Origin of the sequence: Desulfovibrio sp. DV, assembly GCF_001936595.1 — a bacterium.
In the GTDB taxonomy this organism is placed as follows: domain Bacteria; phylum Desulfobacterota; class Desulfovibrionia; order Desulfovibrionales; family Desulfovibrionaceae; genus Solidesulfovibrio.
The window spans coordinates 59,332-84,278 of record NZ_MLBG01000004.1; the positions used below are offsets into that span (position 1 = coordinate 59,332).

The 24,947-nt window shown below is 61.0% G+C and carries 21 protein-coding genes; 5 read left to right on the top strand and 16 right to left on the bottom strand.

All coding sequences use genetic code 11. The features are described from left to right. Nucleotides 1–179: 179 nt before the first annotated feature. On the top strand, nucleotides 180–2,996 hold the full coding sequence (treY, locus tag DVDV_RS02090; RefSeq protein ID WP_075353076.1) for a malto-oligosyltrehalose synthase: 2,817 nt from the start codon (nucleotides 180–182) through the stop codon (nucleotides 2,994–2,996). A gap of 61 nt (nucleotides 2,997–3,057) precedes the next feature. Further along, nucleotides 3,058–5,487 carry a DUF3536 domain-containing protein gene (locus DVDV_RS02095; RefSeq protein ID WP_075353077.1) on the top strand — a complete coding sequence of 810 codons (2,430 nt, stop codon included), beginning with the start codon at nucleotides 3,058–3,060 and terminating at the stop codon, nucleotides 5,485–5,487. A 234-nt stretch (nucleotides 5,488–5,721) separates the two neighbouring features. On the opposite strand, the gene DVDV_RS02100 is transcribed toward DVDV_RS02095, so the two are convergent. The 12 genes from DVDV_RS02100 to DVDV_RS22925 all read right to left on the bottom strand — a co-directional run bounded on the left by DVDV_RS02100 (nucleotide 5,722) and on the right by DVDV_RS22925 (nucleotide 16,318). Next, nucleotides 5,722–6,003 carry a hypothetical protein gene (locus tag DVDV_RS02100; RefSeq protein ID WP_075353078.1) on the bottom strand — a complete coding sequence of 94 codons (282 nt, stop codon included), beginning with the start codon at nucleotides 6,001–6,003 and terminating at the stop codon, nucleotides 5,722–5,724. A 294-nt stretch (nucleotides 6,004–6,297) separates the two neighbouring features. Then, nucleotides 6,298–6,543 carry a glycine zipper domain-containing protein gene (locus DVDV_RS02105; protein ID WP_075353079.1) on the bottom strand — a complete coding sequence of 82 codons (246 nt, stop codon included), beginning with the start codon at nucleotides 6,541–6,543 and terminating at the stop codon, nucleotides 6,298–6,300. 10 nt (nucleotides 6,544–6,553) lie between these two features. Beyond that, nucleotides 6,554–6,937, bottom strand: a complete 384-nt coding sequence (locus DVDV_RS02110) for a hypothetical protein (RefSeq protein WP_075353080.1) — start codon at nucleotides 6,935–6,937, stop codon at nucleotides 6,554–6,556. Between the two features lie 107 nt (nucleotides 6,938–7,044). Beyond that, nucleotides 7,045–7,965, bottom strand: coding sequence for a glycoside hydrolase family 75 protein (locus tag DVDV_RS02115; protein WP_083634555.1), 921 nt, complete (start codon nucleotides 7,963–7,965; stop codon nucleotides 7,045–7,047). A 116-nt stretch (nucleotides 7,966–8,081) separates the two neighbouring features. Then, nucleotides 8,082–8,261 carry a CsbD family protein gene (locus tag DVDV_RS02120; protein ID WP_075353082.1) on the bottom strand — a complete coding sequence of 60 codons (180 nt, stop codon included), beginning with the start codon at nucleotides 8,259–8,261 and terminating at the stop codon, nucleotides 8,082–8,084. 116 nt (nucleotides 8,262–8,377) lie between these two features. Beyond that, nucleotides 8,378–8,530, bottom strand: coding sequence for a DUF3309 family protein (locus tag DVDV_RS02125; RefSeq protein ID WP_368482903.1), 153 nt, complete (start codon nucleotides 8,528–8,530; stop codon nucleotides 8,378–8,380). A 267-nt stretch (nucleotides 8,531–8,797) separates the two neighbouring features. Further along, nucleotides 8,798–9,634: a BON domain-containing protein gene (locus tag DVDV_RS02130; protein ID WP_075353084.1), complete on the bottom strand. Its 837-nt coding sequence runs from the start codon at nucleotides 9,632–9,634 to the stop codon at nucleotides 8,798–8,800. 572 nt (nucleotides 9,635–10,206) lie between these two features. After that, nucleotides 10,207–11,424, bottom strand: coding sequence for an ATP-binding protein (locus DVDV_RS02135; protein ID WP_075353085.1), 1,218 nt, complete (start codon nucleotides 11,422–11,424; stop codon nucleotides 10,207–10,209). Continuing rightward, a complete protein-coding gene (locus tag DVDV_RS02140; protein ID WP_075353086.1) occupies nucleotides 11,421–14,441 on the bottom strand; it encodes a chemotaxis protein CheB in 3,021 nt (1,006 codons plus the stop codon). Before DVDV_RS02140 ends, DVDV_RS02135 begins: the two co-directional genes overlap by 4 nt. An 88-nt stretch (nucleotides 14,442–14,529) precedes the next feature. Continuing rightward, nucleotides 14,530–14,703: a hypothetical protein gene (locus DVDV_RS22635; RefSeq protein ID WP_175577048.1), complete on the bottom strand. Its 174-nt coding sequence runs from the start codon at nucleotides 14,701–14,703 to the stop codon at nucleotides 14,530–14,532. After that, the gene (locus DVDV_RS02145) at nucleotides 14,704–15,750 is read right to left on the bottom strand and encodes a sigma-54-dependent Fis family transcriptional regulator (protein WP_217694112.1); all 1,047 of its coding nucleotides are present in this window, start codon (nucleotides 15,748–15,750) and stop codon (nucleotides 14,704–14,706) included. Further along, a complete protein-coding gene (locus tag DVDV_RS22925; RefSeq protein ID WP_217694113.1) occupies nucleotides 15,677–16,318 on the bottom strand; it encodes a PAS domain-containing protein in 642 nt (213 codons plus the stop codon). The genes DVDV_RS02145 and DVDV_RS22925 overlap by 74 nt, the downstream gene beginning before the upstream one ends. Before the next feature lie 772 nt (nucleotides 16,319–17,090). On the opposite strand from DVDV_RS22925, the gene DVDV_RS22010 reads away from it, so the two are divergent. The 3 genes from DVDV_RS22010 to DVDV_RS02160 all read left to right on the top strand — a co-directional run bounded on the left by DVDV_RS22010 (nucleotide 17,091) and on the right by DVDV_RS02160 (nucleotide 18,711). Further along, entirely contained in the window at nucleotides 17,091–17,387 is a 297-nt protein-coding gene (locus DVDV_RS22010; protein ID WP_075353087.1) for a DUF883 family protein, read from the top strand. A gap of 141 nt (nucleotides 17,388–17,528) precedes the next feature. Continuing rightward, nucleotides 17,529–17,954, top strand: a complete 426-nt coding sequence (locus tag DVDV_RS02155; protein ID WP_075353088.1) for a hypothetical protein — start codon at nucleotides 17,529–17,531, stop codon at nucleotides 17,952–17,954. 169 nt (nucleotides 17,955–18,123) lie between these two features. Continuing rightward, nucleotides 18,124–18,711, top strand: coding sequence for a hypothetical protein (locus DVDV_RS02160; RefSeq protein ID WP_075353089.1), 588 nt, complete (start codon nucleotides 18,124–18,126; stop codon nucleotides 18,709–18,711). Between the two features lie 191 nt (nucleotides 18,712–18,902). Here the strand turns inward: DVDV_RS02160 and DVDV_RS02165 are convergent, their stop codons facing one another. The 4 genes from DVDV_RS02165 to kdpB are packed head-to-tail and all read right to left on the bottom strand — an operon-like array spanning nucleotide 18,903 to nucleotide 24,936. Beyond that, entirely contained in the window at nucleotides 18,903–19,595 is a 693-nt protein-coding gene (locus DVDV_RS02165) for a response regulator (protein ID WP_075353090.1), read from the bottom strand. Then, complete coding sequence (locus tag DVDV_RS02170) at nucleotides 19,561–22,251, bottom strand: sensor histidine kinase KdpD (protein ID WP_075353091.1); 2,691 nt, start codon at nucleotides 22,249–22,251, stop codon at nucleotides 19,561–19,563. Before DVDV_RS02170 ends, DVDV_RS02165 begins: the two co-directional genes overlap by 35 nt. 10 nt (nucleotides 22,252–22,261) lie before the next feature. Then, on the bottom strand, nucleotides 22,262–22,849 hold the full coding sequence (kdpC, locus tag DVDV_RS02175; protein WP_075353092.1) for a potassium-transporting ATPase subunit KdpC: 588 nt from the start codon (nucleotides 22,847–22,849) through the stop codon (nucleotides 22,262–22,264). 14 nt (nucleotides 22,850–22,863) lie between these two features. Further along, the gene (gene kdpB, locus DVDV_RS02180; protein ID WP_075353093.1) at nucleotides 22,864–24,936 is read right to left on the bottom strand and encodes a potassium-transporting ATPase subunit KdpB; all 2,073 of its coding nucleotides are present in this window, start codon (nucleotides 24,934–24,936) and stop codon (nucleotides 22,864–22,866) included. Nucleotides 24,937–24,947 lie beyond the last annotated feature (11 nt).

Sequence of the window (24,947 nt, forward strand, 5' to 3'; positions counted from 1 at the left end):
TCGACGATCCGCCGAAATACGGCGGGTCTTTTCCAACTCCTTTATTGACCCCATTTGAAAAAAAATGTCTATCAAAGAATAAATCCTCCCTTTGCCAACCCTCCCCGTCCGGAGAGGCTGCGACTGGGAGCGAGCCGTGGCGGATGGTCCAGGCCGGTACAGCTTCGAGGAGGCCATTGATGCTTGAGATTCCCTTGGCCACGTACAGAATCCAGCTCTGCCCGGATTTTGGCTTCACCCAGTGCCGGGAGGCGCTGCCCTATCTGGCGATGCTTGGCATCTCCCATATCTATGCCTCGCCCATCTTCAAGGCCAGGCCCGGGTCGCAGCACGGCTACGACGTGTGCGACCACCAGACCCTCAACCCGGAATTGGGCTCGCCTGAGGAGTTCGAGGCGCTCATGGCCCGGTGCAAGGAACTCGGCCTGGGCTGGATTCAGGACATCGTTCCCAACCACATGGCGGTTTCCGGCGACAACGGCATGTTGGTCGACGTGTTGGAAAATGGAGAATTCTCAAAGTATATAAGATATTTTGATATCGAATGGGACCACCCCTACAAGAGCATGGCCGGCCGGATGCTGGCCCCGTTTCTGGGCAGCTATTACAGCCAGGCCCTGGAGAGCGGGCAGATCCAGCTCAAGTTTGACGCGGCCGGATTCAGCGTCAATTACTATGACATCAAATTTCCCTTGCGCATCGACTCCTACGTCAAGCTCCTCACCCATGGCATAGACGCCTTTCGCGACGCCATCGGCCCGGACAATCCGGACTACCTGAAGATGCTCGGGATACTGTACAACATCAAAGGCCTGACCGGAGAAAGCCGTGAGTCGGAACGCTACCACCAGCTCTATTTCATAAAGCACCTGCTCTTTGAACTGTATCAATCGAGCAACGCCTTGCGCGGTTTTCTCGACAACAACCTGCGGCTTTTTAATGGGCAAGACGCGTCCGTGCCGGGAGACCGTTTCGGCCTGCTCGATGATCTGCTGGGCGACCAGCTGTTTCGGTTGGCTTTCTGGAAAGTTGCCGGCGAGGAAATCAATTACCGGCGTTTTTTCAGCATAAACGACCTGATCTCCCTGCGTGTGGAGGACGAGGCGGTCTTTGACCATACCCACAAGCTCACCCTCAAATACATCGCCAACCAGTCCTTCTCCGGCCTTCGCATCGACCACATCGACGGCCTGTATGACCCCACCTCCTATCTGCAGCGGCTGCGGGGCCACACGCCGGATGCCTACCTGATGGTGGAGAAGATCCTTGTCTGGGACGAGCCCCTGCCGGCCTTCTGGCCCATCCAGGGAACCACGGGCTATGATTTCATGAACCTGACCTGCGGCCTGTTTGTCGAGTCCCAGGCCGAGGCGGCCTTTCAGCGCCTCTACGTCTCCTTTACCGGCATGAAGAAGTCCCTGGCCGCCATCCTGGCCGACAAGAAACGCAACATGATCCAGCGCGACATGGCCGGCGACGTGGACAATCTGGTCCGGCTGGTCAAGACCGTCTCCAGCAAGGACAGACAGGGCACGGACATCACCATGCCGGCCCTTAAGCAGGCCATCACCGAAGTGCTCGTCCAATTTCCGGTCTACCGGACCTACATCAGTCCGGAAGCCTTCCGGCCGGCCGATCTGGCCTATATCCGGGATGCCATCCGGGCCACCCGCCGGGCCAACCCGGAACTGCAATTCGAGCTGGCCTTTCTGGAGCGCTTCCTGCTGCTGGAATTCGGCGAAAACATGGAGGCATCGGGAAAACGGGAGTGGACGCATTTCGTCATGCGCTTTCAGCAGGTGACCGGGCCGCTTCTGGCCAAGGCCATGGAGGATTCCGCCTTTTATGTTTTCAATCGCCTGCTGTGCCTCAATGAGGTGGGCGGCGACCCCGGGCGGTTTGGCATCCTGGCTGCGGACTGGAGCAGGGCCATGCAACAACGCATGGAATCGTGGCCTGCGGCCCTCAATGCCACCGCCACCCACGATGCCAAGCGCGGGGAGGATGCCCGGATGCGTCTGGCCGCCCTGTCCGAGCTGGCCCAGCCCTTTGCCGATGCCCTCAAAGCCTTGGCCAGTTCCGCCCGGGGCAGACGGCAGCGCATCGGTTCCCGGCTGACGCCGGATCGCAACGAAGCCTATTTCCTCTATCAGGCCCTGCTGGCCCATCGGCCCTTTGCCGCTGCGGATACGGCGGCTTTCGGCGATCGCCTGGGGGGCTATCTGGTCAAGGCCCTGCGTGAGGCCAAGGAACACTCCAACTGGCAAAGCCCCGACGAACAGGCAGAGCAGGCCTATCTGGCCTATGCCGCCAACCTGCTGGACCCGGACCCTGCCGTGGCCTTTCCCGCGGCGTTTTGGGCGCTGTGGCAGCGGGTCGCCCGGGTCGGACTGGTCAATTCCCTGTCCCAGACGCTTATAAAGATCACGGCCCCGGGGCTGCCGGATTTTTACCAGGGCACGGAGTTCTGGGATTTTTCCATGGTCGATCCGGACAACCGCCAACCGGTTGATTACACCCTGCGCCACAAGGCACTTGCCAAGCTGGCCCGGGCTGACGCCGCAGACCGGCCGGCCCTGCTGCAGGAACTCGTTGCCAAGGCCGAGGACGGGCGCATCAAGCTCTTTCTCATCTGGAAAGGGCTGGCCGTGCGGCGGGAACTGGCCGAACTCCACCGCAAAGGGGACTACCGTCCCCTGGAATTTGCCGGCGGCCGCCAGGGCATGGCCTTCGGCTTTGCCCGAACCCTGGGCGAGGCCACGGCCGTGACCCTGATCCCCCGGTTTTTCGCCAGGGCAGCGGGGGAGGAGGCCCGGTTTCCCCTGGGACCGTTCTGGGAGGATGCCGGCGTGTCCCTGGCCGGAGCCCATCCCTTTGTGGACGCCTTCACCGGACGGGTGTTTGCGGCGGCGGGGCAGGTTCCTTTGCAGGACGTTTTTCGGGACCTGCCCTTTGCCCTGCTGGTCTCGCGGCCGCCGCCAGCCGGGCCGGCCTGATCGTTTTGGTGGCGTATGGCCGGGAATGTGACGCACGATGAAGGTACCCCAGGAGGGTGACATGTCGGACCGCTATATCTGTATTCATGGCCATTTTTACCAGCCGCCCCGGGATAACCCGTGGCTTGAGGACATCGAGGTCCAGGATTCGGCCTATCCCTACCATGACTGGAACGAACGCATTACCGCCGAATGCTATGCTGCCAACGCCATTTCCAGAGCCTTGGACCAGCAAGGGCGCATCGCCAGGTTGGTCAACAATTACGCCCGGATCAGTTTCAACTTCGGGCCGACGCTGCTGCCCTGGATGCAGGCCCATGCGCCGGACGCCTACGAGGCCATCCTGGAGGCCGACAAGCAAAGCACGGAGACCTTCTCCGGCCATGGCTCGGCCCTGGCCCAGGCCTACAACCACATGATTTTGCCTTTGGCCAACGGGCGCGACAAACACACGCAGATTCTCTGGGGAATCAAAGACTTCGAGTATCGCTTCAAGCGTAAGCCCGAAGGCATGTGGCTGCCGGAAGCGGCTGTCGACCTCGAATCCCTTGAGATGATGGCCGGGCTTGGCATTGTTTTCGTCATCCTGGCTCCGCGCCAGGCCCAGCGCGTACGATCGCTGCCTGACGGCGAGTGGCAGCAGTCCGGCGAAAACGACATCGATCCTGGCCGGGCCTATGTCCTTTCCCTGCCTTCGGGCAAGACCATCCACGCGTTTTTCTACGACGGCCCCATATCCAGGGCCGTGGCCTTCGAGGGCCTGCTCAACAACGGCGAGGACTTTGCCAACCGGCTCTTGTCCGGCTTTCCGGAAAACGATGCCGGCCCGCGCCTCATGCACATCGCCACAGACGGGGAAAGCTACGGCCACCACCACCGTGGCGGCGAAATGGCCCTGACCCGGGCCCTGGATTACATCGAGTCCAACAACCTTGCCCGACTGACGAATTATGGCCAGTACCTGGAAGAGCATCCGGCCGACCATGTCGTGGAGATCGTTGAGAACAGTTCCTGGAGCTGCATCCACGGGATTGAGCGCTGGCGGGCGGATTGCGGCTGCAACAGCGGCGGCCACCCGGAGTGGAACCAGTCCTGGCGGGGACCCCTGCGCCAGGCCATGGACTGGCTGCGGGACAGCATCATGCCGCAATTCGAGCAGGTGGCCAAAGGACTCCTCAAGGACCCGTGGGCTGCCCGGGATGCCTACATCGATGTGGTCGTGGACCGTTCGGCCGACCGGGTCGGCCGATTCTTAAGCAGCCAGGCCAGCCGGGCCCTCAGCCAGGAGGAAGAGACAACCGTCCTGACGCTCATGGAACTGCAGCGCCATGCCATGCTCATGTACACGAGCTGCGGCTGGTTCTTCGACGAGATTTCCGGCATAGAAACCATTCAAGTCATCCAGTACGCCGGAAGAGTCGTCCAGTTGGCCCAAGCGCTTTTTGGCGTTGCCTATGAACCGGAATTTCTCGATCGCCTGGAGCAGGCCAAAAGCGCCATCCCCGATCATGTGAACGGGAAGGTCATCTATAATCGGTTCGTCAAGCCGACCATGCTGACCCTTAAAGACGTCGGGGCGCACTTTGCCATGAGTTCGCTGTTTGCCGAATACAGTGAACGCGATTTTATCTATTCCTATTCTGTGGATACGGAGAACTATCGGCGCTTTCAGTCCGGCAAGACGAAACTGGCCGTCGGCCGGGTGAAGGTCACGTCCGAGGTGACCTACGAATATATCACCCTGTGGTTTGGCGTCCTGCATCTTGGAGATCACAACATCACCTACGGCATCAGTGAATATCTGGAGCCAAGGAAATACGAAGACCTGGTGAAGACGCTTTCCGAAGCCTTTTCCAGCGGTGATCTGCTGCGAACCCTGCATATTTTGGAGGAGTACTTTCAGACGTCGACCTATGCCCTGGCCTCGCTGTTTGTCGATGAACGGCGCAAGATCCTGGGTATGGTCATGGACCCGATCCTGCGCGAGGCCCAGGCCACTTATGAGGCGATTTACGAACACCACGCACCGCTGATCCGTTTCTTGAAAGAGGTCGGCACACCACAGCCCAAAGCCCTGTCTGTTGCGGCGGAACTGTGTCTCAACGCCAAGCTCAGCAAGGCCGTGACCGGCGAAGAACCCGATATGGCGCTGGTCAAGCCCCTGCTGGAAGAGGCCCGTCTGGCCGGCATCACGCTGGATGGGACCAGGCTGGGCTTTCTGCTCAAGACCACCATCGAGCGCATGGCCGAACAGCTTTTCAACAACCCCGACGATTGCTCCTGTATGGAGCAACTCAACAACGCCGCGGTCTTGGCCCGGTCCGTACCCTTTGACGTCAATTTGTGGCGGCCCCAGACCCTGTGCTTCAAGATCATCCACGCCTACTGGCCGGAGCACAAGCGCAAGGCCGTCCAGGGCGACGCCGACGCCAGGCAGTGGATTCGAAGCGCCACAGTGCTGGCTGAGAATTTCTCGGTGCAACTGCCCTAGGCCCAAGCCGGCGGCAGGCACAGGTCCGGGCGGAACCGTCCTCGGCCAGCCGTGGCAAAGGCCCGGCAAACACTGCCTGGGAAGCGTCAGCCACCAACCAGAAGCCCCCCGCAGGATACTCTCGCGGGGGGCTTCTGGTTCAAGCGGCGTTGCGGCGCAAGAGCCCCGGGTGCAGCCTGTTCGTGTGAACAGGCGCACCCGGGGCTCAGGGGATGGAGCCAGACAGGCCCGGCCTTACTGGGTGGTGTTGTCCAGGCAGACCCAGCCGCGCTGTCCGGTTCCGGCGACGTCGACATAGGCCCAACCCTCGCGATCATTGACAAGGATATTGAGCGGCTGCCTGAAGGGCAGCTTCGCCAGCTCGCCGCAATAGGTGCCCTGGCAGTTGCGAAGGGGCAGGCCGGTAAAGCCGGCCAACACTGTCCCGGTGATCGGAGCGGCAGAGGCGGCGCTGAACATCCCGCTGGCGGCGATGCCCAGAACCATCCCAACGATCCATTTATATTGGCGTTTCATAACAACTCCTCGGGTGAAATGTTTATGCATAAGTCCATGGTGAGGAGTTACGGGTTCGGATTGTGCTTGCAGAGTCTTGTTTCCGGACCATAAAATTGGAAGAATGCGGCGGGGTGTGAAGTTCTGGTCCTTGCACAAGTATGTACCCCGCCGCATGGTAAGAGTCAAACTGTAAGCCTTGTTTGTTGCACGCGTTTCAGATTTGCGTCTGGCAGGATTCGTCAGTGGCCGGCCTGAGATTGCCTGCAGCTTTGTGCAGGCGGGGCATGCTCTTTGCCGACTGCGGAAATTGCATTAATTCCCGTAGTATTGGCGACGTTCCTGCTCGTTGCCGTAGATTCCTCCGGCCACGCCGCCCAATGCGCCGCCGACCAAGGCTCCGACGCCGAGGTTGCCGCCGGCCAGGGCGCTGATGCCAAGGCCCGCACCCGCGCCGAGGGCTGCGCCGGAGAGCGCTCCCTGCTGCGTGGGGGACATGCGCGTACAGGCTGAAAGGCTGAGAAAGGCAAGGATGAGCATTGAAGCAAGTATGGTTCGCATGATGGTGTCCTTATTTCTTCTTTTGGGGCGCGATGATTTCATGCCAAATGACATCAAACACATCGCGCTGCATCTTGTCGGGGTTGGTCCGGTAGTAGGTGTCAATCGTGTTGGACAGGTCTGACCAACTGATGTCTTTCAAACCGTCCACCCAGCCAACGACGAGTTTCGAAGGTTCTTGCGAGCGCTTTTCCCGTACATGGTATTCCAGAACGAGAGCGCTTCCGGCTCCAAACAAGAAGGCCTTTTTCTCCAGGTCGGAAGATTTCATCCAGACCTCGCCGTCGACATCCGGAGCTGGATGGGCCGTTGTTTTCTGGGCATAGCCGGAGATGGGTCCGGCGCAGAGAAATGCAGCCAGCAAGACGGTGAGGGCAAAGTGACGATTTTTCATGGCGGCCTCGTATTGGTATGTGGTTTGAGGGGGTTGTTTGTTGTGTCTGGAAATTATGGTGCTGTTGGATGTCGTTGGGGCCAGGGGTGTGCTTTGGATGTTGCGGTTCATTGGGAGGCATTGGCTGTTGCGGCATTTTGAGGGTTTGGACTACGGCTGGGGAGTGCCTCTTGAAGTCGTCTGTGGCCTCCCCACGCTTCAAAGAGCTGTTTGGCGTGTTCATTTATGAAGTCAACGGTAAGGGGCCAGCCCATGGCGCTGTTTGCGAAGATAACGTAAATAAATTTATCTTCAGAACCTTCTTCTCTTGGGTCGCTTTGGGTGCCGATTGCATGGGCCAGGGCGATGGATCCTTCACCAATGCTGTCCTCAGGGCCGACGTCGGCAAAAATACATCCTGAACTGGTGTTGTTTTTTCTGTTGATGACGAAGCCAAAGTCGCCAATCTGCATGGGAATGTTGATTTTTTTTGGGAGTACGTAGAAGGGGATCGTTTCAGAATCGACATAACGATTTTGGTCGCCATGCTCTTTTGTGCTGTCCTGCAACGTTGTGCCGGAAACATAGAAACCCGGGGCCGGATCGCCTGCATCCTGGGTTATGGGTTTGCCATGCGAATCCCCGGTGTCGGTGACAAGGCCCCACCAGTTGCCTTTGCTTCCTGCGTTGGCGAGGTAATCCAAGCCAAGATCAAGATTCTTGTGATAGGCAGTCGGGGCGCCATCCGCATTGATCTGCATCGTTGTTTCAAAAAAATAGACGCCTTTGGACTCCTTGAGATGGTAAATGTCTGTATTCCCGATTTTTTGGACAAGCTCTCGGGTTGTCGTCCGGTTTGTTGTTTCGGTACCTGTTGGTGTTTTCTGGGCAAGGCTCGAGAAGGGGTGCGCGAAGAGCAAGGTCCCAAGCAGAAAAGTCTGTATTGCATGAGCGTTTTTCATGGCGTTGACCAATTGCGTGCTGCGGTCACTGCGGCATGGTTGCAATCCTGGATTCGGGCGGTCCGTTCTCAGGCGGCACCCTCCCATACCTGAATCCTGCGTCTGGGGCAGGGTGTTTCCCCGCCCCAGACGGATACTGCGTCCTCTTGGTTGTTTTTCAGGCCTTGCCCAAGAGGCTGCAATCGTTCTCAGGGGATGTGCGGTTATTTTTCCAGCACCTTCTCGATGTGGCCGACCTTTTCCTGGATATGGCCAGTGAGCTTTTCGCCCTTGCCTTCGATCTCCAGTTCAGGGTTGTTGACGACGACTCCGACAACTTCCTTGATCTTGCCTTTGGCCTGATGCAATTTGCCTTCAGCGATGTCTTTGGTGCTGGATTTCATGAGAAGCCTCCTGGCTGTGTTACGATTTGTTTTCTGTTCTTCGTTGTGGACAGCGGCCCGGATGTTTGTTGTCGTCGATCCCTGGCCGCAAGGGCTTGTGTCTTCCTGGCTGTTCTTTAGAGCTTGCCGAGCAAGACAAGAATTAAAAGAACGACAACAATTGTCCCGATGATTCCGCTCGGGCCATATCCCCAGGATCGGCTGTGCGACCAAGTTGGTATGACGCCAAGAAGCAAAAGAATCAGGAGGATGAGTAATATTGTTCCGATTGACATGTGTATTCTCCTTTTTTTGTGCGATGGTGGTGCAGGGTTACCTTGCCGTCAAATCGTTCGTGATGGTGATGGAGTCCCTTATCGCAGTCGACATTGCCGAAATCCTGTCAGAAGTTGTGTCCGAATCGATATCGCCACTGCGTCACCGACGCCCTTGACGGCCCATCTTAGCTCTGGTGCGCTTGGTGCATCCGGGCGATCCTGATTGGCTGCTTTTGTTGCAGTGCTGCCCGTGTCGCCCTGGGATTTGCCGGCCCATGCCTAGGGGGCTGTCTTGCCGTCTGTTGCCGCGACCATGTTGTTCACAACCCGCTTGACGCCGTAGACATCGCTCACCAATTTGCCAGTCAGGTCCTTTTCCGCCGCATTGCCGGTCTTGCCGCCCAGGGTGACAACCCCATCTTCGGTGTCGACCGTTGTGTTGAGGGCGCTGGTCGAGCGGTGCAGCAGCAATGTTGTCTTGACCAGGGCGCTGGTGGAAGCGTCGTCAATCGCTTCGTTCATGCCATCGAGCTTCTGCCCCAGGGTTGATTCACCGATCTTCTTGCCGTCTTGTGCCTGTTTTTCCGGCGTTATGACGGTGTTTTTCAAGGTCATCTCATTGTTGATGCCTTTGACGCCATCCACGTCCCTGGCGTATTCTGTTGTCAGGTCCTTTTGCGCCGTGCTGTTGGCCTCGCCGCGCAGGGTCACGATCCCGTTTTCAACGGACACATTGGTTGCCATGCCATCGACGTTGCGGTGAAAGAGCAGGGTGGACTTCACCCTGGCCATGAGCCATGTGTCCGAATTCGAGGCGGAAAGTCCTCCGCGCAAGGTCAGTTGGTTGTCGACGCTTGTGACTCCGGGGAGGCTGGCTACCGTTTCCTTGGCCAGCATCTTGTTGGATTCGTCGACAACAGACCCGGTCAGAGTGACTGCGCCATTTTTGGCAGTGACTATAATGTTGTCATTTTTGAGGTACGTTTTAAAAACATACGACTGTTCGGCAGCAGCAATGATGCGGGCATCGGTGTCGGATGCAAACAGTTTGCCGTCAGACAGGATGAGCGCGGCCACTGCGATGATGAGAGCCAGGCTGTAACGTTTGTATTTCATGCGTTGGTATCCTTGTTCGCCCTCTGGTTGAGCGTTTTTTTGTTGGTTCCTGTACTATCGCTACCTAATACAAGTTGCGTACCAAGGCTCTGTTCTGGCTTTGTTCGTACGCATGACGCTGTTTTGCATGGATATTCGGGGGGTGAGCTGGCTCTGTGCTGGCGTCGAACATCGTTAAAAAGTGGCCATATTTAACCAAAGGTCATATATGACCGTCTTCGCCTCCTCTGGTCAGGGAGGCTGCAACTCTGGGGATTGTTCTGGTTTTGCTGGAAAAGGCTGTCGCTTGGGCGCTGCCGGCAGGCTTTTGCCCGAGTCGTCCCGGCCCGGGTGGCGGCGGGGTGCGTCGGTGTCCGCCGGGGCTCGACCAAACGGGGGGCTGCAGCCCAAGGCGTGCCACCAAGAGCGTGCACGCTCGGGGGTTGGTCCAAGACAGCGCGCAGCCAACCTCTCCTGGGAAGCGACAGGGGCGAAACGCCAGATACGGCGGGCAGGTCCGGAGGGGGGGGCTGAGGCGGCGTTTGCGGCCATTGGCCGGAATCGGTTTTCGGCCGCTTCAGGGCAGACCGACGTCAGCTTGTGGGGGAACTGGGGAGCAGGACGGTAACGGTGGTTCCTTCGGTGTCGGATGTGGTGAAGGTGATATGGCCGCCGTGGGCCTTGGCGATAAGCTGGGCGCTGTACGTCCCCAGGCCCGTGCCATACATCTTGCCGGCAGTCGCATCCTTCTCGAAAAAACGGTCCCGGATGGACTCGGGCACTGTTCCCTGGTTGTGGATTGTGATGCGCAGCCCGGTTTTTTCCTCATAGTAGGCCACGGTGACACTTTCCCCTGCGGGAGACGCTTCCACAGCGTTTTTTATCAGGTTCATCAGCATGTCCTCGATGAGGAATTCCTCGACGAACAGCATTGTTTCGCATTGTGGAGGTGTGGTGATGTTGTTTTGTATATTTATTTCTGAATTGAATTGTTGGGAGAGGACGGAAAGAGAGCTTTTGATGCCCCAGAGCATTTGGTGGAGACAAATCATTTTTCTTCGTGGCGTGTATGTCCCTTTTTCCATCTGCAGCAACGGCTCGGCTGCATCGATAAGCAAAATGATATGCCGTATGCCTTGCATGATAATTGGAAATGATTCTTTGGCTGCGGCGTCAATATTTCCAACCATTGACAATTGCACCAGACTGAAAAGATTGATCAGGGGGCCTTTGATGTCATGGCGGACGATGCGCTCCACATTCTCACGAAATTGTTCGTCCTTTTTCCGTTCGCTGATGTTGATGATGATAATGCGGCAGACGTTGTCGCCTTCGGTCGTCTGCACTGTGGTGGTTGAGAGGTTCGCCCAGAAATCCGTTCCGTCTCTTCGGATCAGGCGCAACTCCAGGGTTGCCGGGAGGCCTGTGGCAAAGAGTTGCTTGCGATAGATGTAGTAGCTGTCCTGGTCTTCGTTGTGGATAAAGCGGGTCCATGGCTGTCTGGCCAATTCTCCCCGGGGCACGCCAAGCAGTTTGGCGGCGGTGAGGTTGGCCTCCAGGATCAGCCCCCGTTCGCTGACGGTGCAATAGCCCACCGGAGCCAGGTCGTAGAGGTCGAAATAGCGCGCCCGGGAAGCGTCCAGTTCCGTCTGGGCCCGGCGCAATTCCTCGTTTTGCATCTCCAGTTCGATCTGGTGCACCCGCAGTTCGTGCAGTGCCTGCCGCATCGACTCAGGGGACAACATCGGGGTGTCGTCGGGGTGGTTGGCTCTGGCCAAGGCCTCTGCCCGTTTGCGTAGTTCGTCCATCATGGCGCAGGCGCCTCCTGGCTCCGTCGTTGGGTGGTGGCGATGGCATAGATGCGGCCGGCTGCGTCGATCAGGGCGCTGGCGGTCAGCCCGACCTCCAGGGTCTGGCCATCCTTGGTCAGGCGTCGCGTCGTGTAGGGCAGCAGCATTCCTCCGCTGGCGAGCTGGTTGATTTTTTCCAACTCTTGCCGCAGCAGATCGCTTGGAATCATGTCCTGGATATGCATGGTCAGCGCCTCGGCTTCGTTCCAGCCGAACAGCCGCTCGGCTGCAAGGTTCCAGGCCGTGAGGCGTCCGTCCAGATCCTGCACCAGGATGGCGTCATGGGAGTCGCGCACGACAACGGCCAGTTGGATCTGGGCATTGGCCTTTTGCAGCAAGGCATGGGACTCTTTCATCTCGGTGATGTCCACAAAGGTGATGACCACGCCCTCGATGACGTTGTCCATGGTGCGATACGGCAGAATGCGCATCGTGTACCATTTGCCGTCGGCAATCTGCACATCCGTCTCCTGGGGGATCAAGGTGTCCAGGACGGTCTGCACGTCTTGGACCAGCCGGTCGTAGCCCACCAGATTGGAGACAATGTGGCCCACAGGCCGCCCGACATCGCCCTGGATCAGGTTGATGATGTGGGTGGCGGCCGGGGTAAAACGCAGAATGCGCAGGCGGTGGTCCACAAAAACGGTGGCGATGCCGGTGCCGGCCAGCAGGTTGCTCATGTCGTTGTTGGCCTGTGACAGGTCGGCCAGCTTGTTTTGCAGTTCGGCATTGACCGTCGATAATTCCTCATTGACGGATTGCAGCTCTTCCTTGGAAGTCTCCATCTCTTCGTTGGTTGATTGCAGTTCTTCATTTATGGACTGCATTTCCTCGTTGGATGATTTGAGCTCTTCGTTGGATGTTTCCAGTTCCTCGATGGTCGTCTGGAGATATTCTTCCTTGGCCTGCAATTCCTGCCTGAGCGCGGTGATGCCCGGGTCGCTGTCGCTCTCCTGCCCCGGGGGCAGCGGCACGGGGCCTGGTTGCTGAGCGCAGGTGCAAGACGGCGAGGGCTGCAGGATGACCATATACAGGGGCGTATCGAGGCTTCCGGCCAGGTCGGCCGCCACCGGGCAGACGGCCAGATCGACGTTGGTGAAATCGCCGTTGGTCTTCACGCGAAGGCCGGGGCTGTAAACCGTCGTGTTGCTGGTGCGGACCTTGTGCAGGGTTGTGCTCAGTTCCTGGCGCAGGCCTTCCCGGGCCATCTTGAGAATGTTGCTGACCCCGGCCTCGCCCGGGGCCGGTTCCAGGTACATGCCGGTGCGGCCGTGCAGGTAGAGGATGTCTCCCTGGGTGGTGATGAGGATGCCGGCCGGGGCCAGGTGTTGCAACAGTGTCTGCTCGGTCAGTTCGCGAAGCGGCAGTTTCCGGGCCTCCTGGCGTTTGCCGCCTGTCTGGGCCAGGCTGGCGTCCCTGGACGGCCTGGGCAGCAGAAAGCGGCCCGGGGGCGGGCGCTGGAGGCTGTAGGCATCGTCCCGTCGTTGATACAGCTTCTGCTTGCGGTCAAGAACGGTAAAAAGATCGCTGCAATCGCCCACGGTTTCCGAAGTGCCCAGAAACAAAAAGCCTCCCTGGATCAGGGCGTAATGGAAGAGCGGGATGAGCTTTTTTTGCAGATCGCCGTCCAGATAGATGAGGAGATTGCGGCAACTGATCAGATCGAGTCTGGAGAATGGCGGGTCTTTGATCACGTCCTGCTCGGAAAAGACCAGAAGATCGCGGATGCTTTTATGAATGCGCAAAGCGCTGCCGTCGGCTTCGGCCGTGAAATACCGGGCCAGACGTTCCGGCGAGACATCGGCAGCGATGCTGGCCGGATAGAGGCCGGCCCGGGCTGTGGCAATGGCCTGGCTGTCGATGTCGGTGGCAAAGACCTGCACCTGGTAGGGAACCGGCAGCGTGTCCAGGTGTTCCTGCAGCACAATGGCCAGGGAGTAGGCCTCCTCGCCGGTGGAGCAGCCCGGCGACCAGACCCGGATACTCGATCCTGCCGGTTTGCCGGCAAACAGTGTCGGGACGACCTGCTGCGCCAGCGCCGCAAAGGTGTCCGGGTCACGGAAAAAGCTGGTCACACCGATGAGCAGATCCCGGAAAAGCGCCTCCACCTCGGCCGGGGTCTGCTGCAGGAACCGGATGTATTCCGCCTTGGTCGCGATCTGGTGCACGGCCATGCGCCGCCCGATGCGGCGATCGATGGTGCTTGGCTTGTACTGGGAAAAATCGTGTCCGGTCTGGGCGCGCAGCAGCACGAAGATCTTGCGCATGGAATTGTCTGCCGCCGGCGTGGCCGCGGCCGTGGTCCGGGGAGGCCGGCCGTAGGCCTGGGCGGCATACGCCATGAGCCGGGCAGGCATCTCGCCTGGCGGCAGTTCAAAGTCCACGAGCCCGGTGGCCAGGGCGCTTCGCGGCATGCCGTCGTACTCGGTGGAGGCCGGCGTCTGGACCATGACCATGCCGCCTTCACCCTTGATGGCCCGCACCCCGGCGGCCCCGTCGCTGCCGGTGCCCGAAAGCACGATGGCAATGGCCCGTTCGTGCTGGTCGCTGGCCAGGGAGCGAAAGAAAAAGTCGATGGGCAGACGCAGGCCCCGGGGTGCGGCCGGTTCCAGCAGTTGCAGGCGGCCGCCCAGAAAGGCCATGTCATGGTTGGGCGGGATGATGTAGGCGCAGTTGGGTTCGACCGCCATCCCGTCCGTGACCTCGAACACCTGCATCCGGGTGGAGCGCCGGATGAGTTCGGTCAAGAGGCTCTTGTGGTCCGGGGCGAGGTGCTGCACCAGCACAAAGGCCATGTTCGGCTCGGTGTCGGCGGGCATCCCGGCAAAAAAGGCTTCAAACGCCGCCAGACCGCCGGCCGAAGCGCCAAGGCCCACAATGGGGAAGATGGCTTCCGGGCCGTATGGGGCCGGCGCGGCAAGTTCTTCAGGGGGCTGGGCCGGAGTTGTCGTGTCGGACCGGGACTTTTTATGAGACAAGGTGCAACTCCCGGTGCTCTCTGGCCAGAGGGGCGTCCCCCAAAAAAGCAGAGCGCTGTTTTGTTGTTGGGTATCTCCACTTCTTTCATCACACTTCGGACGAGAGAAGGCAAACGGTTCCGGCCCGCGTTACCCGCACCGCCAGACCAGGGAAGACGGCTGTGTCCTGTCGGGAGTGGTCGTTGTGTTCCCGGCCCGGCCAGTTGGTCCGGGCGGTTGGCCCGGCCGGAGCCAGGAGCGGCACGAGGCGACGCCAGGACATTCACGGCTTCTGGATCGTGAGTTTGCGCATTCGGGCGCGCAGGGTGCTGCGGTCGAGCCCGAGGATTTCAGCCGCACTGTTTTTGCCACCGACTTTCCAGTGGGTCTGGGCCAGAACCTGGAGAATATACTCCCGCTCGACCGCTTCCAGGGTCTGCTGGCTGCTGGTCAGGGATCGAAACGGTTTCTTGAGTTCATCGATCAGGCGCAGCTTGGGCCCGGAAGAGTTGATGACGCCTCGCTCCAGGACATTTTCCAATTCGCGGATGTTGCCGGGCCAGTGGTAGTGCTGCAGGGCGTGCATGACGTTGAGCGGTATGAATTCAATGGTTTTCCCCAGACGCTTGGCAATTTTTTGGACGTAGTAATTGACCAGGAGCGGAATGTCGTCGTCCCGGTCACGCAGCGGCGGCACGGTGATGGGGAAAATGTTGAGCCGATACCAGAGATCGTCGCGGAAATGCCCCTTGCTGACTTCCTCTTCGAGGTTGCGATTGGTGGCGGCAATGATCCGCACATCCACCTTGATGGTCGTGGAGCTGCCCAACCGTTCGAATTCACCGTTTTGGATCACATGGAGCAGCTTGGCCTGGAGTTCCAGAGGCAGTTCGCCGATCTCGTCCAGGAACAAGGTGGCGCCGTTGGCCACTTCGAAACGTCCCAGCCGTCTGGAATGCGCGCCGGTGAAGGCGCCTTTTTCATGGCCGAAGAGTTCGCTTTCGATCAGGTTGGCCGGCAGCGCGGCGCAGTTCATTTTGACCAGCGCCCGATCCTTGCGCAGGCTCAGGCTGTGAATGGCCCGGGCCACCAGTTCTTTGCCGGTTCCGGTTTCACCAAGGACCAGGACGTTGGTGTCTGTGGCGGCAATCTGCTCGACCTTATAAAAGACGTTTTTTATGGCCTCGCTTTTGCCAATGATGTCTTCATGATTGTATTCAAGCTTGATCTCGTCTTGCAGATAGGCTCGTTCAGCCTCAAGCTGGTCCTTGAGTATCTTGATTTCCGCAAAGGCAGCGTCGGATATGAGCTGCTTTTTTTTCGGCAACATCTCGGGCGGCCACAAGATCCAGAGCCCTTTCCCTGGTGATAATCCGATCGTTTGCCTTGTTGCGTTCAATGTGCGTCATATCCTCGGCCGAGACAACAATAAGCTGCGAATGAATGTCGGTTTTTTGAACAACACGGGCACTCAGACGCATGGTTACTGGCTCAGACGATTCTGTTTTGTAGGCAATATCGAGGGAGTGGAATTTTGACTTATTTGTCAGGACACGATTGAATAATTCCTGAAGGTGGCTTGCTTCCAATTGTTTGTTGACAAGATCAAATATTGAAGTTCCTTCAGTCTCTTCTGGCTTGATATCAAAAATATCATAAAACGCATCGTTGGCTTTCAAGACGACAAGGTCCGAACCGAGGACAGCTAGAGGACCGGAGATCGAGTTAATGATACTGCCAACAGCCTCTATGACGGTCTTCAGTTTCTCTGGAGTATTTTCAGGAGTGTTCTTCATGGCGGTAGTGTATGTTTCCTGCAAGGTTGGTAATGACACAGCAGAAAACATGGTGGTTTTGCGCTTGTGTATGGAAAAAAAAAGGCCATACAAAACCATCATAGCGCCTTTTTGAGATTTTGCCAGTAGAAATGCCACTTCCAGGCAATAAAATATTCGGGGCGGTTGCCTGGGCCTCCCTCCGAACCGGTTCAGGGCGGCTGCCCGGTCCCGGAGAGCGGGAAGAGTCAGACCGCCCGCCGGTTCGCCAGAGGGCCGGTGCGGCCCTGGTCGCAGTTTCGTTCCGGCGCACAGCAGAGGATTCGTCCGGCTGTCCGGCAAACGGCGCAAGGGCTGGTGCGGTCCGGGCCGTTTCATGCCCACGAAGCCATGCTCGTCCGGCCGCGGGCAAAGGGCCCCACGGGCCGGACTGCGTCTCCACGCTGCCGTAGGCCGGTGCGGCGATGCCCCGGTTCCCCCTCCAAGGCCGGGGCCGGGTTTCGAGTCTGCGGTCCAATCCGGCGCCAAGCCCCCGGCCGTGTCGCCGGCAACAAGCGGACGCCGCCGCGCTGTTTGGCCCACCTCCCCAAAGCGCCTGCCTGGCCGGACGCTTCGCGCACTGTGCCTATCTCCAGAAACTCCAAGCTGTTGCATCTGTTCGCCTGTATTGTATTCGATTCAATCCTATTGATTTCAAAAATGGGAAGGCAAGTCCTGTTTATGACTTGGCAAATAAGGACAGTGTGTTGGCTTAAATATTTATGGAGGAGAAATAAAAAAGATGATTGCCCTCGACAGAATCGATTTAGAAGTGCTATTGGTTGGTATCTGCCTCAATTTCGCAGTTTTGTTTTGGGGTGAATATTTGCAAACGTATGCAGGGAGAGTGTGTTATATGGCATATATACGTGATACTTCCAGGGCGATGCGCCTGGAAATCCAGCATCTCATGGATCAGGCCCAGGCCCTGGTGGACGCGACCGCCGGGGAGCAGGCCGGCCGGGTCAAGGCCGCCCGCGATGCCCTGGGAGGCAGTCTGGAGTCGGCCAAGACCGCGTTTGGCCGGGTTGAAGACCGGTTTATGGACAAGATCCAGGCCGCAGACGCGGGCATCCACGAAAAACCCTATTACGCCATAGCCGGGGCCTGGCTCGGCGGCCTGCTCCTTGGCTGGCTGCTGGCCAGAAAATAGCCGGTCAGGCCGTTGCCGCTGTGGGCCGCGTGCTGGCGCGGGCAGTCGGCAGCCGGTCAGCCGGAACGCCGGAGAGAGTGCATCTGTTGGAAATACGCCACGCTGCCCCGGGCAGCTTTACCACTGCGGAGGTTTGAAGCCATGAATCGTATCTTGTTTGTTGCCCTGACGCTTGTCTGTCTCAGTGCTGCCGGAGCCAATGCCGCCGGCCCCGACTCCTTCCAATGCGTCCGCCCTGACGGCTCGGTCGTGTGTACGGTCAATGCCCCTTCCGGCGATCCGAGCACCATCTGCAACCGCAACTGTCCGGATTGCAACCTCACCTGCGTGGCCCGGCAACATGTGGTCCGGGACGGCAATACGTTCATGGTCAACCCTGAAACAGCCGGGCCGGACCAGGCCAATCAACCCGCTGCTCCGCGCGCTGAAACCTCGCAATTTTGCAAGCAGCAGCTGCGCCGGTGCACAAGCGACTGCCGCTCAGACCCCAACAATCGGTCGAATTTCAACATGAACGCCTGCGTGTCCAGTTGCAAGAGCGTCTATTCCGGTTGCGGCAGAAGATAGTCGGGCAGTCCCTGGAGCGGCTCTACGCCGCGCGGTGCAGTCCATGCCCTGCAAGCCTGCCGGCCTGCGAACGACAGTGTAAACCCACTCGGGCAGGGCAGCGGCCGGCAGGGCATGGCAAACACCCGGGGTCTGGGCAGTGCGGCAATTTTTTAAGGAGAGGCAACCCATGCAAACGAACACTTCACGATCAGCCTATCTTTTGGGAGCACTTGCGGTCCTGGTCCTGTTTGCCGCCAGCGGCTGTGTCCGGCGGACCATGCCGCCGCCGGAGGCCGCCAGCAGCGTGACTGTTTACCAGGGCGAACGGGCCATGATCGTCCATCGGGGCGACGAAGGACAACGGCTGTACTACCGCGATGACAGCGGCAAGATCTATTACGTCGACCAGTCAGGCAATCCGATTGTCGTCGAGCGGAATATGCGGGTCGAGCGCGGAACGGCGGGGATGTATTACATTCTCGATGACGACAATGTCACCTATTACACCAATGAAAGCGGAAGGCTGTATTACAGGGATACTTCCGGCCGAGACATCTTTATCGAAGAGGCCGGGGCCGGCAAGGTCATCGACCCGTTGCCCATCTTGCGTGGCGGTGTGTATCCCCGGATCGAACACCAGCGCAGCCTGGAGTATTGCAACAACCAGTGGCGAACCTGCACCACGCGCTGTTATGATCCGTCAGGGCTTGGAAACAAGCGAAGCTGTCTTGAGAATTGCGACTACCAGCGCGAGCAATGCCTGAAGCCGTATTGACCAGGGCCTGGGGGCGCAGCAGGGCCGCCCGCCGGTTGGCAGCGGCCATGAAAGTTTCGGCCTGCCGGCCTTGCCAGCCGCAGGCAGCGCCCAATCCCAGCCCGTTTTCCCGGTTGCCAGGCAACGGAGACCAGCTCTCCGTTGCCTGAAGCAACGCAGAAGCGATGCCGCCTGTCCGCGGCAAGAGGGAACTAGGCGGTGGTGACAAACCGGTAGCCGACGCCGGCTTCCGTATGGAGATGCCGGGGCCGGGCCGGGTCCTTTTCTATTTTCTGGCGCAGTTTGTGGACGTGGATGCGCACGTAGTGCTCCTGGCCCTGGCTGTGTTTGCCCCAGACTTCCTTGAGCAGCTGGCCGTGGGTGACCACCTTGTCGCCGTGGCGCACGAGAAAGGCCAGCAATTTAAATTCCGTGGGCGTCAGATGCACGTCTGCGCCGCCCCGGCGCACCACATGGCCGTCCAGGTCGATCACCAGCTCCCCGAAAACATACTGCGATGGCGGTTCCTGCCCAAGAGCCCCTTCCCGGCGCAACAGCGCCCGGATGCGGGCCGCCAGTTCGGCCAGGCCAAAGGGCTTGGTCAGGTAGTCGCTGGCCCCCAGATCCAGGGCCCGCACCTTGTCCTGCTCCCGGCCGCGCACGGAGAGCACGATGACCCTGGCCCGGTTCCACGGCGGCAGGGCCTGCAGCACGGCTTCGCCGTCCAGGTCCGGCAGCCCGAGGTCAAGGAGGATGACGTCGGCGTCCTGGCACGCGGCCAGGGCCTCGCGGCCGTTTGACGCCTCCCTGACGGCGTAGCCTTCGGCCTCCAGAAAGGGGGTCAGAAACCGGCGGATGGCCGGTTCGTCGTCAACGACGAGGATGGTGTGTTGCGTTGTCGGCATAAAGGGGCAGGGTGATGGTGAACGAGGCTCCCACCGGGCCGGTTTGTCGGGCGGTAATGGCACCGCCATGGGCCTTGACCACGGCCCGGCAGATGGCCAATCCCAGGCCATAGCCGGCAGTGTTGGCCGTGTCGCCGCGCTGGAAGCGCTCGAAGAGTTTTTCCGGATCGCCCGGGGCCAGGCCCGGACCGTTGTCGCGGACCTCGATGACGGCTGTCTGGTCGTTTACGACGGCGCTCAGCACGATCTCCGTCCCGGGCGGCGTGTGTTTGGCCGCGTTCTCGAGAAGATTGAGCAGTACCTGTTCCATGAGCACTTCGTCCATGGGAATCGGCGGCAGATCCGCCGGGATCTCCAGGCGCACCGCATGATCGGCCAGGAGCGGCTCCAGGCGGGCCAGGACGCTGCCCACCACCTCTTCGATGGGGACGGGTTTGATGTCGGGGACCACGGAACCGGATTCCAGGGCGGCGATGCGCAGGAGATTGTCCACCAGTCGTTCCAGCCTGGAGGCCTCCTGCACGATGTTATCGGCCAGCGACCGGCGAACGGCGCTCCCGGCGGTTTCGCCCAGGGCCAGCAGGCTTTCGGCCGAGCCGGCAATGGCGGCCAGCGGCGTCTTGAAATCGTGGGTGACGGTGGAGAGCAGGGCGGCCCGCAGCTTGTCCCGCTCGGCCGCCAGGAGGGTGGCCTTGGCTTTTTCTTCCAGCCGGTCCACGTCCAGGGCCAGGGCGGTCTGGTGCACCACGGCGTCGAGCAGGCGGCGGCGGTCCGGCAGTTCCAGGGCGTCCAGGGCGTCCTCGTCCTCGGGGGTCAGGCCCACGACCCCGAGAATGGCCTCGGTTCCCGGCAGGGGCAGGTAGAGGGCGTCGGACTCGGCCAGGGTCTGGGTGGTCAGCCCGGCCGGCTTGCCGTTGGCAAAGACCCACTGGGCCACGCCCACATCCTTGTCGGCCAGGGCTTCCTCATCGTCGGCCAGGAAGGCGTTTTCGAGCTTGCCGGCTGCGTTTGGCAGAAGCACGAAGACTGCGCAGCCAAACACCCGGGCGATGTGCCGGCGGGCCACGGCGACGAGGTTGCCTTCGCCGCGCGTGGTGGCCAGATCGCGGGACAGGTCGCTTAAATCCGAGGCCTGCTGCTCGAGCTTGGCCGCGCTGTCGGCCTGGGCCTTGATGCGCGAGGCCATGGTGCTGAGAACCAGGGCCACCAGCAGCATGACCACAAAGGTGACCAGATAGGCCACATCGGAAACCGCTGCGCTAAACCGCGGCGGCACGAAGCAGAAATCAAAGGCCAGGACGCTTGCGGCCGAGGCCGCGATCGACGGCCGCCTGGGCAACCAGACCGAAGCGGCCATGACGCCGACCAGATAGACCATGATCAGGTTGGCCAGCTCGAAATAGGGGTACATGGCGAAACAGATTGCGGTGGCTCCGGCGACGATGCCGGCGGCGGCGGCGTATTCGCGCCACGGGAACCTGCGGGGAGGGCGTCTTGGCGGATGGTGCGGGGTTTTGCCGGGGTCCTGGCCCTTTATGACATGGACGTCGATCTCGCCGCTTTCGCGCACCAGCCGGTCCACCGGACTGCCCCGGAAAATGTCCAGGAGGCTGCGGCCAAGCGGCTTGCCGATGACGATGCGGGTGACGTTGTGCTGCCGGGCGAATTCGACAATGAGCCGGGCCACGTCCGGCCCGGTCAGGACATGGGTCTGGGCGCCCAGTTCCTGGGCCAGATGCAGATTGGCCAGGGCCCTGGCCGTGGGCGCGCCTTCGGGGTGTTGCTGGATGTACAGGGCCTGCCAGGAGGCCTGCAACCCGTCGGCCAGACGCTTGGCGGCCCGAACGAGGGTGGCCGAAGAAGGCGAGGGGCCGACGCAGACCAGGATGCGCTCGGCGGTCGGCCAGGTGGTTTCGATGGCATGGCCCCGGCGGTAGATGAGCACCTCGGTGTTGACCCGGCTGGCGGTCTGGCGCAGGGCCAGTTCGCGCAGGGCGCTCAGGTTCCCCTGGCGGAAAAAGTTCTCGCCGGCCCATTCGGCCTGCCGGGGCAGGTAGACCTTGCCCTCCTGCAGGCGCTGGCGCAGGTCTTCGGGGGGCAGATCGACCAGGATGACGGAATGCGCCCGCTCCAGGACCGCATCGGGCACGGTCTCGCGCACCCGCACCCCGGTGATCTGGGCCACGATGTCGTTTAAGCTCTCCAGATGCTGGACATTGAGCGTGGTCCAGACGTCCAGGCCGTGTTCGAGCAGCTCTTCCACGTCCTGCCAGCGTTTGGGGTGGCGGGAGCCCGGGGCGTTGGTGTGGGCCAGTTCATCGACCAGGACCAGGGACGGGCGCGCCTGCAACACCGCGTTGATGTCGAATTCCTCAAGGACATGGCCCTTGTATTCGATGCGCTGGCGGGGCTGCACCGGCATGTCGTAGAGCAGGGCTTCGGTATCCTGGCGGCCGTGGGTCTCCACGATGCCGGCCAGGAGCTTCTCCCCCTCGGCCATCTTAAGGCGCGCCGCTTCCAGCATGGCGTAGGTCTTGCCCACGCCCGGGGCCATGCCGAGGAAAATCCGCAGCTGGCCCCGGTGCTTCTGTTCTTCCTCGCGCCGCACCATGTCGAGCAGGGCATCGGGGTCCGGGCGTTTGTCCGCATCGCGCATACCAACCACCTTACTGCCGGCTGCCGGCCGCATCCAGTGCCAAATTGAGGGCAAGGACATTGATGCGCCGCTCTCCCCAAAATCCCCAAAGCTGCTCCTCGGTGTGCCGGGCCACCAGATCGGCCACCGTCTGGGCAGGCAGGCCCCGGGCCTTGGCCACCCGGGCCACCTGCCAGGCCGCTGCCGCCGGGCTCAGGTGCGGGTCCAGGCCGCTGCCCGAGGCCGTGGCCAGATCCATGGGCACGGGCCGGGGGGCCTGCGTGTCGGAAAGGGCTGCGGCCCGGGCTTCCACGAGTTCCCGCAGGGCCGGGTTGGACGCAGCCAGGTTCGAGCCGGCCGAGGCTGCGGCGTTGTACGGGTCGGGGCTTGTGGCCGAGGGCCGCCCGGTAAAATAGCCCGGCGCGGCAAAGGACTGGCCGATCAAGGCCGAGCCGATAACGGTCTCGCCCTGTTTGATGAGGCTCCCCCTGGCCTGTTGCGGCCAAAGGCCAGTGCCGAGGATCGTCACCAGCGCCGGATAAACCAGCCCGGTTAAGAGGCTTAACCACAAAAACAGGCTACAGGCGGGTTTTAACTGCTCGAAAAATCTGGCGAACATAGCTGGCTCCTTGTCTACGCCCAACCCAGGGCGGCAATGATCAGGTCGATGCCTTTGATGCCGGCAAAGGGCACGAGAAAGCCGCCCAGTCCGTAGACGAGCAGGTTTCGCCGCAGGGCCACGGCTGCCGGCACCGGGATGTACTTGACGCCCTTAAGCGCCAGGGGAATGAGAAAGACGATGATGAGCGCATTAAAGATCACGGCCGAGAGCACGGCGGATTTGGGCGTGGCCAGCCCCATGACGTCAAGCACGGCCAGTTGGGGGTAGATGCCGACGAACACGGCCGGGATGATGGCGAAATACTTGGCGATGTCGTTTGAGATGGAAAACGTGGTCAATGATCCCCGGGTCATGAGCAACTGCTTGCCGATGGCCACGACTTCCAGGAGTTTTGTGGGGTTGGAGTCGAGGTCCACCATGTTGCCGGCTTCCTTGGCGGCCTGGGTGCCGGAATTCATGGCCACCCCGACGTCGGCCTGGGCCAGGGCCGGGGCGTCGTTGGTGCCGTCGCCGGTCATGGCCACCATCTTGCCGGCGCTCTGGTATTGCCGGATGCGGGCCAGCTTGGCCTCGGGCGTGGCCTCGGCCAGGAAGTCGTCCACGCCGGCCTCGGCAGCGATGGCGGCTGCGGTCAGCGGATTGTCGCCGGTGACCATGATGGTCTTGATGCCCATGGCCCGAAGCTCGGCAAAGCGCTCGCGGATGCCGCCCTTGACGATGTCCTTGAGCCAGACCACGCCCAGGGGCCGGTTGTTTTCGGCCACAACCAGCGGCGTGCCGCCGGATTTGGCCACCTCGCGGATAAAGCGATCGATGTCCGCCGGCATGGGAATGCCGGCTGCTGCGGCCAGGGCCGTGACGGCGTCGGCTGCGCCCTTGCGGATGCTGCGGCCCGGCAGATCGACGCCGGAAAGCCGGGTCTGGGCGGTAAAGGGCACGAAGCTGGCCCCCAGGCCGGCCAGATCGCGGCCGCGAAGGCCAAAGCGTTCCTTGGCCAGGACCACGATGGAGCGGCCTTCCGGGGTCTCGTCGGCCAGGGAGGCCAGTTGGGCCACTTCGGCCAGACGCTGCTCGTCCACCCCGGCCGCCGGCAAAAAGGCCGTGGCCTGCCGGTTGCCCAGGGTGATGGTGCCGGTCTTGTCCAAAAGCAGCACGTCCACATCGCCGGCCGCCTCCACGGCCCGGCCCGAGGTGGCGATGACCCCGGCCTGGATGAGCCGGTCCATGCCGGCAATGCCGATGGCCGAGAGCAGGCCTCCGATGGTGGTCGGGGCCAGACAGACGAATAGGGCGACCAGGGCGGTTATGGTCACGGCCTGCCCCTGGCCGGCCAGGGACACGGCATAGGCGGACAGGGGGCGAAGGGTGACGCACACCACCAGAAAGATCAGGGTCAGCGAGGCCAGCAGGATATTGAGCGCGATTTCGTTGGGGGTTTTGCGCCGCTTGGCTCCTTCCACCAGGGAAATCATGCGGTCGAGAAAGGTTTCGCCGGCATCGGCCGCCACCCGCACCACCAGCCAGTCCGACAGCAGGCGTGTGCCGCCGGTGACGGCGCTGCGGTCGCCGCCGGCCTCGCGGATGACCGGGGCGGACTCGCCGGTGATGGCGGATTCATCCACCGAGGCCACGCCTTCGAGGATCTCGCCGTCAGAGGGGATGGTGTCGCCGGCGGCCACCAGCACCACGTCGCCGCGCACCAGCGTATTGCCGGCCACTGCCGTCCAGGCCGCGTCCCGGCGGGGGGCGGACAGCTTCTTGGCAGACACGTCCTGGCGAAGCCCGCGTAGGGCGGCTGCCTGGGCCTTGCCGCGCCCCTCGGCCATGGCCTCGGCGAAATTGGCGAAAAGGACCGTGGCCCACAGCCAGGCGGCAATGGCGGCCACGAAGCCAAAGGGCGCTTCGCCGTGGCCGGTGGCGGCCTGGACGGCCAGGACCGTGGTCAGGATGCTGCCGATATAGACCGTAAACATGACCGGGTTTCGGGCCTGCCGGGCCGGGGCCAGCTTTTTGAGACAGTCGATGCCGGCCTGGCGCATAATGGCCGGATCGAACAGGGGGCGTTTTTTGCTCTCTTTGGACATGGGAAACCCTC

Coding starts and splice junctions, on each gene's coding strand:
- treY (WP_075353076.1), top strand. CDS start 180: ATGCTTGAGATTCCCTTGGCCACGTACAGAATCCAGCTCTGCCCGGAT.
- DVDV_RS02095 (WP_075353077.1), top strand. CDS start 3,058: ATGTCGGACCGCTATATCTGTATTCATGGCCATTTTTACCAGCCGCCC.
- DVDV_RS02100 (WP_075353078.1), bottom strand. CDS start 6,003: ATGAAACGCCAATATAAATGGATCGTTGGGATGGTTCTGGGCATCGCC.
- DVDV_RS02105 (WP_075353079.1), bottom strand. CDS start 6,543: ATGCGAACCATACTTGCTTCAATGCTCATCCTTGCCTTTCTCAGCCTT.
- DVDV_RS02110 (WP_075353080.1), bottom strand. CDS start 6,937: ATGAAAAATCGTCACTTTGCCCTCACCGTCTTGCTGGCTGCATTTCTC.
- DVDV_RS02115 (WP_083634555.1), bottom strand. CDS start 7,965: ATGGGAGGGTGCCGCCTGAGAACGGACCGCCCGAATCCAGGATTGCAA.
- DVDV_RS02120 (WP_075353082.1), bottom strand. CDS start 8,261: ATGAAATCCAGCACCAAAGACATCGCTGAAGGCAAATTGCATCAGGCC.
- DVDV_RS02130 (WP_075353084.1), bottom strand. CDS start 9,634: ATGAAATACAAACGTTACAGCCTGGCTCTCATCATCGCAGTGGCCGCG.
- DVDV_RS02135 (WP_075353085.1), bottom strand. CDS start 11,424: ATGATGGACGAACTACGCAAACGGGCAGAGGCCTTGGCCAGAGCCAAC.
- DVDV_RS22635 (WP_175577048.1), bottom strand. CDS start 14,703: ATGTCCTGGCGTCGCCTCGTGCCGCTCCTGGCTCCGGCCGGGCCAACC.
- DVDV_RS02145 (WP_217694112.1), bottom strand. CDS start 15,750: ATGTTGCCGAAAAAAAAGCAGCTCATATCCGACGCTGCCTTTGCGGAA.
- DVDV_RS22925 (WP_217694113.1), bottom strand. CDS start 16,318: ATGATGGTTTTGTATGGCCTTTTTTTTTCCATACACAAGCGCAAAACC.
- DVDV_RS22010 (WP_075353087.1), top strand. CDS start 17,091: ATGGCATATATACGTGATACTTCCAGGGCGATGCGCCTGGAAATCCAG.
- DVDV_RS02155 (WP_075353088.1), top strand. CDS start 17,529: ATGAATCGTATCTTGTTTGTTGCCCTGACGCTTGTCTGTCTCAGTGCT.
- DVDV_RS02160 (WP_075353089.1), top strand. CDS start 18,124: ATGCAAACGAACACTTCACGATCAGCCTATCTTTTGGGAGCACTTGCG.
- DVDV_RS02165 (WP_075353090.1), bottom strand. CDS start 19,595: ATGCCGACAACGCAACACACCATCCTCGTCGTTGACGACGAACCGGCC.
- DVDV_RS02170 (WP_075353091.1), bottom strand. CDS start 22,251: ATGCGCGATGCGGACAAACGCCCGGACCCCGATGCCCTGCTCGACATG.
- kdpC (WP_075353092.1), bottom strand. CDS start 22,849: ATGTTCGCCAGATTTTTCGAGCAGTTAAAACCCGCCTGTAGCCTGTTT.
- kdpB (WP_075353093.1), bottom strand. CDS start 24,936: ATGTCCAAAGAGAGCAAAAAACGCCCCCTGTTCGATCCGGCCATTATG.